This is a genomic window from Micromonospora sp. NPDC051543 (genome assembly GCF_044454415.1).
Lineage (GTDB): Bacteria > Actinomycetota > Actinomycetes > Mycobacteriales > Micromonosporaceae > Micromonospora.
The window spans coordinates 139559-152761 of sequence record NZ_JBITDT010000008.1; the positions used below are offsets into that span (position 1 = coordinate 139559).

Genomic DNA, 13203 nt, shown 5'->3' on the forward strand with positions numbered 1-13203 from the left:
GACCTACCGGCCCGGCACGGTCCGGTGTGCGCCCCGCCGACACCAGCCGCGGCCCACCCGTCAGGCGCGGCCGATCGGCCCGGCGCCCTACCCGGGCGCGAGGCCGACGGTGACCACCAGGTCGGCGACCCGCAGGGTACGCCAGAGCATGGCGCCGTCCAGCGGGGTGCCCAGCCCGTGGCGGCGCCACCACATGGCGATCGGCACGTCGGCCAACTTGCAGCAGCACTCGGCCCGGGTCCACCGGGCCCAGAAGTCACCAGCGCCGAAGCGGCGGGCCAGCGCCGGGGGCACCGGGGCGTTCGCCCGCTCCGCGTCGACGGCCACTCGCCAACCCGGCACCGGCGGGCCGTACCAGCCGACGCAGCGCCCGTCGTCGAGGTGACTGCGGGTCGTCGCCGAGGCCAGGTCGGCGGGCATACCGATCCGTAGGTGCCGTTCGGCGGCGGCGAGCAGTCCCGGCACCGGCCGCAGGTCAGATGGAGGCGGCACCGTCCACCACGATGACCTGGCCGTTGATGTTGGTGTGCTCGCGCAGCAGCATCCGCACCACCGGCACGACCTCCTCCGGCTCGGTCAGGTGGCCGGTCGGGGTACGGCGCACGATCTGGTCGAGCTGGGTCGGGCCGAGCACGGCCGACATCTCCGAGGCGAAGAAGCCGGGCGCGACCGCGTTGACCAGCATCCGGCCGCCGAGTTCCCGGGCGAGCGACCGGGTGGCGGCGTCCATGCCGCCCTTGGTGGCCGAGTACGCGACCAGGCCCGGGAAGCCGCGCTGCGCGCAGATCGAGGTGATGTTGACGACGCGGCCCCGCAGGCCCTTGCCGAGCATCCGACGGATCACCAGCCGGGTCAGTTGCAGGGGCGCGGTCAGGTTGGTCTCGATGATCCGGGCGATGTCGTCGGTCGCGGTGTGCACGTGCAGGGAGTCCTGCCCGACGGCGGCGTTGTTGACGATGCCGTCGATCGGGCCGAGGCGCTGCTCCACCTCGCGGACGAAGCCCTGCGCGGCGCGCAGGTCGGTGACGTCGACCGAACCGACGTGCGCCCGGTCGGGGTGCTCGGCGGCGAGCTTCTCCAGCTCGGGGGTGACGGTGCGGGCGAACGCGGCCACCCGTACGCCCGCGTCGAGCAGGTCGGTGACGATGGCCAGGCCCAGCCCCCGGGAACCGCCGGAGACGAGGACCACGGAGCTGGGGGGAACGAGCTTGGTGTCGGCGGGGTCAGACATCGCTCTTCAGGGTCTCCTTGACGGGAATCTCGGTCAGCACACGGATCCGGCGGGGCACGGCGTGCTCGGGCAGCCGGTCGGCGCACCAGCGGACCAGCGCGGCCTCGTCGGGCAGCGGGGCGTGCTCGGCGGGTGCGAGGACCACGTCGGCGACGACCATCCGGCCGAGCACCGGGGCGCGGCGGCCGGTGACGCGGGCCCAGGCCACACCGGGATGCTGGGTCAGCACGCCACGGACCACACCGGCGGAGACCTTGCTCCCACCCACGTTGATCTCGTCGGTGTCCAAGCGACCCGTGATCAGCACCCGCCCGTCGACCACCTGCACCCGGTCTCCGGTGCGGACCGGGCCGGAGAGTCCGACCCCGTGGTACGGGGAGGTGACGACCAGCTCGTCGTCACGCACCGACAGGGTGGGTCGCCCCTCGGTTTCCCGGTCCAGCCAATCGGCGGGGAACCCGGCCCGGCCGTCGTGCACCACGATGGACGCGCCGACCTCCGAGGACGCGTAGATCCAGGAGATCCGCGCGGCGGGAAAGACCTGGCGCAGCTGGTCCAGGATCGCCTGGTCCACCGGCTCGCCACCGAGGGTGATCTGACGCAGCGGCACCCGGGCCAGCGCGGCCGCGTCCCGGTAGAGGGTGCGCCGCCAGAAGGTGGGCGTGCCGGACGCGGCGTCCACCCCGTGCGCGGCGGCGACCACCGGCCAGTCGTCCAGTTCGGCCGGCTCGATGACCACCAGGTGCTGACCGGGCTGGGTCAGCGACAGGGTCACGACCTGCCACCAGGCGTACGTGCCGGGGGCGTAGGGGCACAGCCAGGTCCGGGCCGGCTGGTCGGCCCGGACGGTGGTCAACGTGTCGAGGGTGTGCCCGACCCGCTTGGGACGGCCCGTCGACCCGGAGGTCAGCAGCCACAGCCGGCCGGGTTCGGCGACGCGCGGTCGGGCGGGCGCGCTGTGGTGCGCGCCGTCGTCGTCGAGGAGGGTCACGGTGAAACCGGCGTCGTCCAGCTCCGCGCGCATCGTGGCGTCCACCCGGCTCGCGGTGCTGAGCAGCAGCTCGGTGCCGTGCACGGCGTGCTGCCGCGCGGCGGCGAGCGCGTGCCGGGCGGAGTGCGCCAGCACCGCGGCGGGGTCGGGCAGCTCCGGCGTCGGCAACGTCCGCCACGTCAGGGCTTCGCCGCCCACGACGAGCCGGTTGTCGACGCCGGCCGGCTCCGGGCCCGCGGTGGCCGGATGGGGGGTCGCGACGGTCACTGCTGCTGTAGCTCGACGAGGAAGTCGAGGACGTCGCCGATGGTGGCGATGCGGCGCAGGCCGGGAGCGTCGAAGTTGAGCTCCTCCCCCGTCTCGTCCTCCACGCGCAGGGCCAGCTCGGAGAAGTCCAGCGAACGGAAACCGATGTCCCGCAGCTGCGCCGCGTCGTCGGCGGGCAGCTCCTTGTCCTGGTTCTTGAGCACCTGCGCCATGAGGTCGCGGATCTGCGCGCGACTCAATTCGTTCATGCGCCGGAGTCTACAACCCAACGAATGGATAACTGATTTCCCGGTGGTCCCGGGTAAGGTGCCGGGACCGGATGTGTGCACACAGGAAAGCGGGATCACGTGTTACGCGAAGCGACGGCGGACGACGTTCATCTGATGTTGTCCTGGCGTAATCAGGAAACCAACCGGCAGGTCAGCAAGACCAGCCACGAGATCACCGCCGAGGAGCACGCCCGGTGGTGGTCGGCGGTGCGCGACGACCCGACGCGGCGCGTCCTGACGTACGTCCACGACGACCGGCCCTGCGGTGTCGTCACCTTCTTCGACCTGCGGCTGGACGCCCCGCGAACCGGGGCGTGGGGCTTCTACCTGGACGCCGACGGGCTGGCCGGGCGGGGCGAGACGCTGCCGGCCTGGCTGGGGGTGATGCGGGAGGCCGTGGAGTACGCCTTCGACGGGTTGCACCTGACGCGGCTCGACGGCGAGGTGCTGGCGCACAACACCGTCGTGCGGCAGATGAACCGACGCTTTCGATTCGTCGAGGGCACGCCACGGCAGGAACTGTCCGACGGGCGGGAAATCACCGTCATTCCGATTTCCCTGGCGCGCGAGGATCGCCGCCAACGGTGATTTCCGGCGGCATTTTGCACGCTGGCCGATAAGCATTAACCCGGTGGACATCCGCCGTTCACGCAATTGCGGTGTCCACCGGGTGGAACGCATATCGGATCAGACGCGTCGCCAGGCCGCCCAATGCTGGCCCTCGTTGCCGCCGAGCCGGACGAAGCCGTACCTCGCGCCGTCCCAGTCGTCCGGCTGGCCGGGCGCCCAGCGGGCGAACACCACCTGCGCGGCGGCGGGTGGCTGTTCGCGGAACCACCGCACGTCGGTCCAGGTCACCTGGTGACTGAGGTTGAACCGCAGGATGTAGTGCACACCGGTCGAGGCCCAGACCCGCTCGCCGGGGCGTACGCCGACGTCGGCGACCCGGGGGGTCGGCGCGGTGCTCGCCGCCATCGGCCGGACCAGCCGTTGGTCGATCACCTGCATGGTGAGCAGGTTGACCACGACCAGGACGCCGAGCACCGGCAGCCGCAGCCGGGGCACGCGGACCACGGCCACCAGCAGCACGCACGCGCCGATGCCGATCAGCGACCCGAGCACCGGACGCATCTCGCGCCAACCGTTGGTCAACGCCATCAGGTCCGGCGCGCCGAAGCCGCCGTAGCGCAGCGAGTGCCCTCGGCTGGCCACGTACGCGAGGCGACCGGCGACCACCGCGCCGCCGACGACCAGCAGGCCCACCGCGACCGCCGCCCGGCGCAGCGCCACCCGGCGATCCTCGGTGAGCAGCACCCCGAGCCCGACCAGCAGCCAGAACGGGGCGAGCATCTGCACGTAGCGACCGTAGATCGCGTCCAACGGCTTGCCGGTGATGCCGGCCAGGATCACCGACGCGCCGCTGGCGACCCCGACGCTCACGACCAGCGCCACACCCATCGTCCAGCGGGTGGCGTCACCGTGGCGCGGACGCCACAGCTCCTTGACGGCGGCGGCCCAGGCGATCCCGGCCAGTCCGAACGTGATCACCACGAGGTACCAGAGCTGGGTGGTGACGGCCGCCCCGACGCGGACCACCCCCTGCGCGGAGGCGACGGCGGCGACGGTGCCGCCGCCCGGGGTGCTGCCCAGCAGGTAGACCTTGTCCCCGAGGAAGCGGATGCCGGCCTCGTTGACCAGCGCCAGGGCCAGCACCGGCAGCAGCGCCGCGAGCACCGCGACGGGGGTGATCCGGCGGCGCACGAACAGCAGCAGGACCAGGCCGGCGTGCACGGCCACGATCACCAGGCCGCGCGAGTGCAGCAGGTGGAACGCCCCCACCAGCAGACCCACGGTGGCGGCGGCGAACGGCCCGGGGCGTTCGATCCAGCGGTGTACGGCCAGCAGCCAGGCGACCACGAGCGGCGCCATCACCGTGTCGATCATCGCGACGCCGGCGTAGAAGGCGGTGGCCGGCAGCGTGGCCGCGACCACCGCCGTGAGCAGCGCGGACGCGCGGGGCAGCCGGAGCACCCGCCGGCCCAGGAGGTACGCCAGCGGCAGCAGCGCCGAGTTGACCATCGCGTTGATCAGCTGGACGAGGCGGTAACTGTCGGCGAAGTCGTGGTGGCCGAGGAACGCGGGCGAGATGAGCATGGGGTATCCGACCCGCCGCAGCAGGTCGTTCTCGCTGCTGAAGCCGCCCGGACCGCCGGCGAGGGCGCGGGCGGTGTTCAGATAGCTGTCCTCGTCGGTGTGGGCGATGGGCAGCGCGATGTGCCGCGAGAGCCACATGCGCCAGGCGACGCTCAGCACCCAACCGACGAACAGCAGCAGCGGCACCAGCCAGCGGCGTGCGGGTGTCGCGGGCGGTGTCCCGGCCGGGACCGCCGGCCGTTCGATCACGTCGCTGCCGGTTGCCATCAACGCCTCCTGAACCGCCGGCCGGACCGGCGCTGGGCACGCCGGACAGGCTGGTGACGCTCGGGGATGATCCGCTCGCACCGAGGCGGTGCGGATGTCGGGTGAACGCGGCAACCACGACGCGCTCAAGGCTGCCGGGTCGCTCGCGCGGCCACTGTAGCGACCGGATCTCCCCTGGTCAGTCCGCTTCCCGGACGGTCGGAAATGTTCGCCTGCGCGGTGCCCGCCATTCACGACGGCAGGGGAAGCGGTTAACCCGCGAGCGCCGGTGCGTTAACCCGCCGCCGTTAGCGTCTCACCCCGGTCGGCCGGCCGAGGGCCGCCGGTTCATCCACGATCACGGGAGCACCAAATTGAGTGAGTTGAATGGATCGTCCATTCTGATCACCGGGGGAACGGGTTCCTTCGGCAGGACCTTCCTCCGGCACATCCTCACCGAGGCCGACCCCGCCCGGGTGGTGGTCTTCTCCCGCGACGAGCTCAAGCAGTACGAGTTGCGCCAGCAGCTCGGCGACGACCCGCGCCTGCGCTGGTTCATCGGCGACATCCGGGACCGGCACCGTCTCACGCGGGCGATGCACGGCGTGGACCACGTCGTGCACGCCGCCGCCCTGAAGCAGGTGGACACCGCGGAGTACAACCCGTCGGAGTTCATCGCCACCAACATCACCGGCTCGCAGCACGTGGTCGACGCGGCGATCGAGGCGGGCGTCAAGAAGGTCATCGCGCTCTCGACCGACAAGGCGTCCAGCCCGATCAACCTGTACGGCGCCACCAAGCTGGTCGGCGACAAGCTGTTCGTCTCGGCCAACCACTACGCCGCGCACCACCCGACCCGGTTCGCCGTCGTGCGCTACGGCAACGTGGTCGGCAGTCGCGGTTCGGTCGTCCCGCTGTTCCACCGGCTCGCCGCCGAGGGCAAGAGCCTGCCGATCACCGACAAGCGGATGACCCGCTTCTGGATCACCCTCGAGCAGGCCGTGCAGTTCGTCATGGACTCGTTCGACCAGATGCAGGGTGGCGAGCTGTTCGTGCCCCGGATCCCCAGCATGCGCATCCTCGACCTGGTCGAGGCCGTCGCCCCGGACGCCACCACCCACGAGATCGGCATCCGGCCCGGCGAGAAGCTGCACGAGGAGATGATCGCCCCGGACGACAGCCGGCGGACGCTGCGCGCCAAGGACCGCTACATTGTCCAGCCGACCATCGCCGGTTGGGGCTACCAGCCGCCGGTCGACTGCGAGCCCGTGCCGGACGGCTTCGCCTACCAGTCGGACACGAACGACGAGTGGCTCACCGTCGAGCAACTACGCGAGATGCTCGGCCTGACCGCATGACCGGGATGCTCCCGTACGGTCGGCAGTCGATCTCCGAGGACGACGTCGCGGCCGTCGCTGGCGTGCTGCGCGGCGACTGGCTCACCACCGGGCCGCAGGTCGACGCGTTCGAGGCCGACCTGGCCCGGGTGACCGGCGCGGCAGGCGTCGCCGCCGTCTCCAACGGCACCGCCGCGCTGCACGTGGCGTACGCGGCGGCCGGTGTCGGACCGGGCGACGAGGTGGTGGTGCCGCCCATGACGTTCGTGGCGACCGCCAGCAGCGCTGTCGCCCTCGGCGCGAAGATCGCCTTCGCGGACGTCGACGAGGAGACCTTCTGCCTCGACCCGGCTGCCGCGGCGGCGGCGGTCACCTCACGTACCAAGGTGGTTTCCGCCGTCGACTACGGCGGCCACCCGGCCGACTACGACGCGCTGCGCAAGGCCGTCGAGGGCACCGACGCCCTGCTGCTCGCCGACGCGGCGCACTCCATCGGCGGGACGTACCACGGTCGGCCGGTCGGATCACTCGCCGACCTGACCACGTTCTCGTTCTTCCCGACGAAGAACCTCACCACCGCCGAGGGCGGCGGGGTCGCCGCGCTGGATCCGAAGATTCTGGAGCGGGCCCGCCGCTTCCGTGGCGTGGGCATGGTCCGCGAGCGCGACGACCTGCGCCGCCCCGACGAGGGCGGCTGGTTCTACGAGGTGCCCGAGTTCGGGCTGAACTACCGCCTGCCCGACGTGCTCTGCGCCCTGGGCCGCAGCCAACTGCGCCGCCTCGGCGAGTTCGTGGCCCGCCGGGCCGCCCTCGTCGCCCGCTACAACGAGGCACTCGCCGACCTGGACGGGGTACGCCTGCCCGTCCAGCAGCCGTGGGCCGAGCCGGCCTGGCACCTCTACCCGATCCGGGTGCTCGACGGGCGTCGCCGCGAGGTGTACGACCGGATGCGCGCGGCCGGCATCGGCGTGCAGGTCAACTACATCCCGGTGCACTGGCACCCGGCCTTCGCCGACCTGGGCTACCGGCGCGGGTCGTGCCCGGTGGCCGAGTCGTTCTACGCCCAGCAGCTCTCGCTGCCGTTGTACCCGGGACTCAGCGACGCCGACCAGGACCGCGTCATCGACGCGCTGACCGCGATCCTGCGGGGCAGCGCGGTGCGTTCCGCCGCCTGATGGGAAGCTGATGCACCACGCGAACCACTTCTACGGCCACGCCCACGTGCTGGCCCGTTACGCCGGTCTCGGCGACCGGCATCCGCCACGGATCAACGGGTACGTGCAGCACGGCTGGAACATCGGCGACGGCCTCGCTCCGGGTCACCCGTACGCCGACCGCACGCCGAGCCTGCTGTGGTCCGAGCAGACCCGCCGCCGGGCCTGGTCGGTGGGGCGGCGCAACGTCGTCGTGATCGGCGCCCCGTTCACCTACCTGCTGGCCATGCGGCCCGAGGACCCGCCGGAGCAGGAGCGGGAGGGCACCATCTGGTACCCGTTCCACGGCTGGGAGGGCCAGCACGTCAAGGGCGACCACCGGGAGCTGATCGCTCGCATCCGCGACACCGAGCCCGGTCCGGTGACGGTCTGCCTGTACTGGCACGAGTACGGCATGCGCCACGTCCGGCGGCTCTACGAGCGCGCCGGGTTCCGGGTGATCTGCCACGGCTACCGGGGACACTGGTGGAAGGACACCGACCCGGAGTTCCTCGACAAGCAACTGACCGAGCTGCGCCGTCACCGCCGGGTAGCATCCAACCGCCTGACCAGCGCGATCTTCTACGGCATCGCGGCCGGCTGCGAACCGGCCGTCTACGGCGACCCGATGATCCTGTCCAACGAGGACCCGACCTTCGGCGGCACCGCCCGCATCCGTCGGCAGTGGCCGGAGCTGCACGGCACCACGGTCGACCTGCCCACCGCCGTCACGATCGCCCGCGCGGAGCTGGGCGTCGACCACCGCTGCACCCCTGCCGAGCTGCGTGAGCTGCTGGGTTGGGCGAACCTTGGGGAAGAAGAGGACGACAGTGACGACTGAGACCGCACCCGCCGGCCGGATCAGCCTGCCCGGCGGCGAGATGCTGGCCTGGTCCGACCTGCCGAAGGAGCGGTTGGCCGACGGCGGGCCGCTCGCCGCGCTGGCCGCCCGCGTCGTGCCGTCCGGCGCGCGTGTCCTGCTGGCCGGCCCGCACGACCCGGCACTGCTCGACCGGCTCGCCCACGCCGAGGTGACCTGCCTGCTGCGCAGTCATCCGGACGCGGTGGTGCTCGCCCAGCGGGCCACCCGCGTCATCGTGGGCGGCCCCGCCGGCCTGCCCGACGACGAGACGTACGACGTGGTGATCGCCGCCGCCGGCCTGGACCCGATCGAGTCGGTGGAGGGCACCCGGCTCGGCTGGGACGGCGTGCTGGCCCGGCTGGTCGCGGCGGTACGCCCCGGTGGCGCGCTGCTGCTGCGCCTGGACAACCCGCTCGGGCTGCACCGGCTGGTCGCCACCACCCCCTGGTACGCCGCCCGCGACGACTCCGCCTGGGTCATCGGCGGCGTGCTCGACCCGGCCCATCCCGCCAACCGGGACCAGCTCCGGCAGCGGATCACCGACAGCGGGCTCCGCCCGAGCGCCTGCTGGGCCGCGTACCCCGATGGCGCGACGGCGACGGCCCTGCTCGACGCCGACCAGCTCGACCGCGGCGCGGGCCGCGGGCTGTTCGACGCGGTGCTGCACGGCGCCTGCGCCGACGCCTTCGCCCCCGCCACGGTGCTCCAGGACCCGGCCCGGCTGGCGGTGGACGCCCTGCACGCCGGGCGGGCCGCCGACCTCGCGCCCGCCTGGCTGATGCTGGCCCACCGGCCCGGCGGACCCACGGACGCCCCCGCCGACGGGGAGCTGCCGGTGGCGCTGGTGCAGACCGGCTCGTCCGGCCAGCCCGGAATCGGTGTGCTGGAGGTGCGCGACGGCCCGTCCGGCTGGCGGTGGGGGCACGTCGCCACCGCCGACACGAGCGCGCCGAGCGGGCCGTTCGCCAGCCGCGAGGCCGCGTACCGGGACCCCGACGCGCTGACCGGGGCGGTGCCGTCCGGGCGACTGCTGCACACCCTGCTGCTCGACGCCGCGCTGCGCCGCGACCTGGCGACGGTGCGCGCGCTGCTGCACGGGTACGCGGGCTGGCTCGCCGACCAGGCCGACGCCGACGGACGGCTCGTCGGCGCCGCCGCGCTGGCCAGCGCGGACAACATGGTGGTCGACGGGGAACGCTTCGCGGTGCTCGACCCGAGCTGGCGGGCGGCCGACCGGCTCCCCGTCGACGTGGTGCTGGCCCGCGGGCTGTGGCGCTTCGCGGCGGCCCTGCTCACCGGCGGGTACGCCCACCCGTGGTCGTCGACCCTCGACGTCGCCGGCCTCACCGTCGTCCTCGGCGGGCTCGCCGGCCACGACCTGGACCGGACGACGGTGGCCGAGGCGGTCCAGGCCGAAGCGGCGATCACGGCCAGCCTGCACGGACTGGACGCCGAGCGCCGCACGGCCCTCGCCACCGACCTACCGGCGCTCGAACCGACCGACCCACCGGTCGGGGCGCACAGCTACCAGCAGTTGCGCGAGGCGTGGCTGCGCCAACGCGAGGAGATCAGCCGGCTGGCTGCCCTGACCCGGTGGACCGACGAACTGCTCACCTCTCGGGAGCGGGCGCTGCGCCGGGCCGAGGCGAAGATCGGCCTGCTCAGCGGGTCCATCAGCTACCGCGTCGGCCGGCTCGCCATCACCCCCGCCCGGCTGGCCAAGCGGGGTGCGCGTGCCGCGAAGCGGCGTGCCCGCGCGGCGCTCGCCCCGAAGCAGCTCGTGACCGAGCAGGAGGAGCAGCAGTGATCGACGGCGGCGCTCCGGCGACGGCGCGGCTCGGCCTTGCGGCACGGTCCGCCACGACAGCGCGTCCGGATGCGACGGCCGACGCGGGCCCGACGATCGCGCCACGGATCGTCGGAATCGTGCAGGCCCGGATGGGCTCGTCCCGGCTGCCCGGCAAGGTGCTGCGCCCGCTCGCCGGGCGGTCCGTGCTCGGCCGCGTCGTCCGCGCCGCCCGCGACAGCGGCGTCCTCGCCGACCTGGTGGTCGCCACGAGCACCGACACCGTCGACGACGCGGTGGTCGACGAGTGCCGGCGACTCGACGTGCCGTGCCATCGCGGGCCCGTCGACGACGTGCTGGGCCGGTTCGTGGGCGCGCTCGCCGCCCACCCGGGCGACGCGGTCATGCGGTTCACCGCCGACTGCCCGCTGCTCGACCCGGAGATCATCACGCTGGTGGCCTCGGTGTACCGGGCCGTACCCGGGTTGGACTACGCGAGCACGTCGATCGCGCGCACCCTGCCCCGAGGGCTGGACGTCGAGATCATCCGCGCGGACGCCCTGCGTACCCTGGACCGGCTCGCCACCGGCCACCACCGGGTCCACGTGACCTCGTACGCGTACACCCATCCGGAGCTGTTCCGGGTGCTCGGGGTGACCCTCACCCCGGACCGTTCGGCGCTGCGGCTGACCCTCGACACCGAGCAGGACTGGGCGCTGGTGAACGCCGTCGCCGACCACTTCGGCGACGTCAGCGTGCCCCTGGCCAAGCTCGCCGACTGGCTCGACGGGCAACCCCGGCTGCGCGCGCTCAACGCCGACGTACGCCAGAAGCGGCTGGAGGAGTCCTGAGCACGCTACGGGTCGGGCTGCGCTGCGACGCCGGCCCGCGGCGCGGCGTCGGGCACCTCGTCCGCTGCCTGGCCCTCGCCGAGGAGTTCCTGGCCCGAGGCGCCCACGTCGCGGTGTTCGGCACGGTCGAGCGCGTCGGCTGGGCCAGCGCCGAACTGGCCGCGCGCGGCATCGAGCTGCACCCCGGCCCCGAGTCACCGAGCGAGCTGGTCGAGGCGGCCCGACGACACGACCTCGACGTGGTGGTCCTCGACTCGTATGAACTGGACCCGGCCGGTGCCGGTGCCCTGCGCGCCGCCGGCATCCTCACCCTCGCCGTGATCGACGGAGACAGCCGGGGTCAGGACGCCGACCTGTACCTCGACCAGAACTTCGGGGCGCGGCTTCCGGAACTGCCCGGACGGCTGCTCGCCGGCAGCGGGTACGCCCTGCTGCGCGACTCGGTCGTGGCCGCCCGCCCGGCGACGCCCCGGCCCGCCACGACGGTCGGCCGGCCACGGGTGCTCGCCTTCTTCGGTGGCACCGACGCGGTCGGCGCGGCACCGGCGCTGACCCGGGTACTGCTGGCCACCGGCCACCCGATGGACCTAACGGTCGTCGTCGGGCGACCCGAGATCGAGGCCGAGCTGGAGACGATCATCCCCGGGCGGGGGCAGGTCGTGCGTCCCGTCCCGCCCACCGGCGCACTGCCCGCCCTGATCACCGAGGCGGACCTCGTGGTCAGCGCCGCCGGCACCTCCACCTGGGAACTGTGCTGCCTCGGTGCTCCTGCGGCACTGGTCTGCGTGGTCGACAACCAACGTGAGTCGTACACCCGGGTGGTGCGGCACGGCCTGGCCGCCGGCCTCGGCGAGCTGTCGGACCTGACCGCCGCCGGGCTGTCCGGGCGGACCGCCCGCGCGACGGCGGCGCGAACGCTCACCGGGCTCCTCAGCTCGCCGCAACGCCGCGCGGCGCTGGCCCGGCGGGCCTGGTCCGCCGTGGACGGCCAGGGCCGCGCCCGCGTGGTCGACGCCGTGCTGGAATCCGTAACCCCAACCCCCGCCAACCCCTAACCCCCGCCCCCGCTCCCCGCCCCCGCCCCCGCTCCCGCTCCCGCTCCCGCTCCCGCTCTCGCTCTCGGCGATCTTGCACTTGCTGCGGCGACACAAGGGGCGATTACTCCCATATCGGCAACCGAAACTGCAAGATCGGCGCGGGGTGGGGGCGCGGGGGGCGCCGTGAGGGTGTGGCGCGGCACTCGCACGGGTGTACTAATGGGCTGCTAGGGTGGGTTGCATGGAGGCCGCCTACCAGCCGTCGATGCTCGATCTGACCGACGCGGAGCCGACTCTGGGGCCACTGCCCGGCCCGATCCGGCGGCACGATCTGACCCGGGGCGCCTGGGTCGACCATCTTCCCGGCTGGGTACGCGGCTCCGACGTGGTCCTCGACACCCTGCTCACCGAGGTGCCGTGGCGGGCGGAGCGCCGGACCATGTACGACAGCGAGGTCGATGTGCCCCGACTGCTCTGCTGGTACGACGGCGAACGGAAACTGCCGCACCCCGTGCTCACGGCCGCGCGCACGGCCCTGACCCGGCACTACGCACCCGAGCTGGGCGAACCGTTCGTCACCGCCGGCATGTGCCTCTACCGCTCCGGCCGCGACAGCGTCGCCTGGCACGGCGACACCATCGGCCGCTCCGCCCACACGGACACCATCGTCGCGATCGTCTCGTTCGGCTCACCCCGACCGCTGCTGCTGCGCCCGCGCGGCGGCGGCGACAGCCTGCGCTTCCCCGTGGGACACGGCGATCTGATCGTCATGGGCGGCTCCTGCCAGCGCACCTGGGAACACGCCATCCCCAAGACCACCCGCCCAGTCGGCCCCCGGGTAAGTGTCCAGTTCCGCCCCATCAACGTCGCCTAACCCCCCCACCCCCCACCCGGCCCCCCACCCACCCACACCGGGTTGATCATGAAGTTATTGCCACGACACGCCGACGACGGTGGCAATAACTTCATGATCAACGGG

At 73.1% G+C, this 13203-nt stretch carries 13 protein-coding genes; 8 read left to right on the top strand and 5 right to left on the bottom strand.

Translation table 11 applies throughout. The features are described 5' to 3' along the window. Positions 1 to 87: 87 nt before the first annotated feature. From ACIA3K_RS16590 to ACIA3K_RS16605, 4 genes are read right to left on the bottom strand one after another with little or no spacing between them, the layout of a single operon-like run. Complete coding sequence (locus tag ACIA3K_RS16590) at positions 88 to 492, bottom strand: hypothetical protein (protein ID WP_396801919.1); 405 nt, start codon at positions 490 to 492, stop codon at positions 88 to 90. Next, positions 476 to 1231, bottom strand: a complete 756-nt coding sequence (locus tag ACIA3K_RS16595) for an SDR family NAD(P)-dependent oxidoreductase (RefSeq protein WP_396801921.1) — start codon at positions 1229 to 1231, stop codon at positions 476 to 478. Before ACIA3K_RS16595 ends, ACIA3K_RS16590 begins: the two co-directional genes overlap by 17 nt. Further along, positions 1224 to 2489, bottom strand: coding sequence for an AMP-binding protein (locus tag ACIA3K_RS16600; protein WP_396801922.1), 1266 nt, complete (start codon positions 2487 to 2489; stop codon positions 1224 to 1226). The genes ACIA3K_RS16595 and ACIA3K_RS16600 overlap by 8 nt, the downstream gene beginning before the upstream one ends. Then, on the bottom strand, positions 2486 to 2737 hold the full coding sequence (locus ACIA3K_RS16605) for an acyl carrier protein (RefSeq protein WP_355050342.1): 252 nt from the start codon (positions 2735 to 2737) through the stop codon (positions 2486 to 2488). Before ACIA3K_RS16605 ends, ACIA3K_RS16600 begins: the two co-directional genes overlap by 4 nt. A 99-nt stretch (positions 2738 to 2836) precedes the next feature. Between ACIA3K_RS16605 and ACIA3K_RS16610 the strand changes: the two genes are divergently transcribed. After that, entirely contained in the window at positions 2837 to 3346 is a 510-nt protein-coding gene (locus ACIA3K_RS16610) for a GNAT family N-acetyltransferase (RefSeq protein ID WP_355050343.1), read from the top strand. Between the two features lie 99 nt (positions 3347 to 3445). On the opposite strand, the gene ACIA3K_RS16615 is transcribed toward ACIA3K_RS16610, so the two are convergent. Then, entirely contained in the window at positions 3446 to 5179 is a 1734-nt protein-coding gene (locus tag ACIA3K_RS16615; protein WP_396801924.1) for an ArnT family glycosyltransferase, read from the bottom strand. Between the two features lie 353 nt (positions 5180 to 5532). Here ACIA3K_RS16615 and pseB point away from each other — a divergent pair, with 353 nt between their 5' ends. The 7 genes from pseB (at position 5533) to ACIA3K_RS16650 (ending at position 13098) form a co-directional block, all read left to right on the top strand. Next, complete coding sequence (pseB, locus tag ACIA3K_RS16620; RefSeq protein WP_355050345.1) at positions 5533 to 6516, top strand: UDP-N-acetylglucosamine 4,6-dehydratase (inverting); 984 nt, start codon at positions 5533 to 5535, stop codon at positions 6514 to 6516. Next, positions 6513 to 7670 carry a DegT/DnrJ/EryC1/StrS family aminotransferase gene (locus ACIA3K_RS16625; protein ID WP_396801926.1) on the top strand — a complete coding sequence of 386 codons (1158 nt, stop codon included), beginning with the start codon at positions 6513 to 6515 and terminating at the stop codon, positions 7668 to 7670. The genes pseB and ACIA3K_RS16625 overlap by 4 nt, the downstream gene beginning before the upstream one ends. A 10-nt stretch (positions 7671 to 7680) precedes the next feature. After that, positions 7681 to 8529, top strand: coding sequence for a hypothetical protein (locus ACIA3K_RS16630; RefSeq protein WP_396801928.1), 849 nt, complete (start codon positions 7681 to 7683; stop codon positions 8527 to 8529). Further along, entirely contained in the window at positions 8519 to 10357 is a 1839-nt protein-coding gene (locus ACIA3K_RS16635; RefSeq protein ID WP_396801929.1) for a class I SAM-dependent methyltransferase, read from the top strand. Before ACIA3K_RS16630 ends, ACIA3K_RS16635 begins: the two co-directional genes overlap by 11 nt. Positions 10358 to 10452: 95 nt before the next feature. Then, positions 10453 to 11187 (top strand): cytidylyltransferase domain-containing protein, encoded by a 735-nt coding sequence (locus ACIA3K_RS16640; protein ID WP_396802147.1) that lies wholly within the window; start codon positions 10453 to 10455, stop codon positions 11185 to 11187. Then, positions 11184 to 12242 carry a PseG/SpsG family protein gene (locus ACIA3K_RS16645; protein WP_396802148.1) on the top strand — a complete coding sequence of 353 codons (1059 nt, stop codon included), beginning with the start codon at positions 11184 to 11186 and terminating at the stop codon, positions 12240 to 12242. The genes ACIA3K_RS16640 and ACIA3K_RS16645 overlap by 4 nt, the downstream gene beginning before the upstream one ends. A gap of 223 nt (positions 12243 to 12465) precedes the next feature. After that, on the top strand, positions 12466 to 13098 hold the full coding sequence (locus ACIA3K_RS16650) for an alpha-ketoglutarate-dependent dioxygenase AlkB (RefSeq protein WP_396801930.1): 633 nt from the start codon (positions 12466 to 12468) through the stop codon (positions 13096 to 13098). The last annotated feature ends 105 nt before the right edge of the window (positions 13099 to 13203 follow it).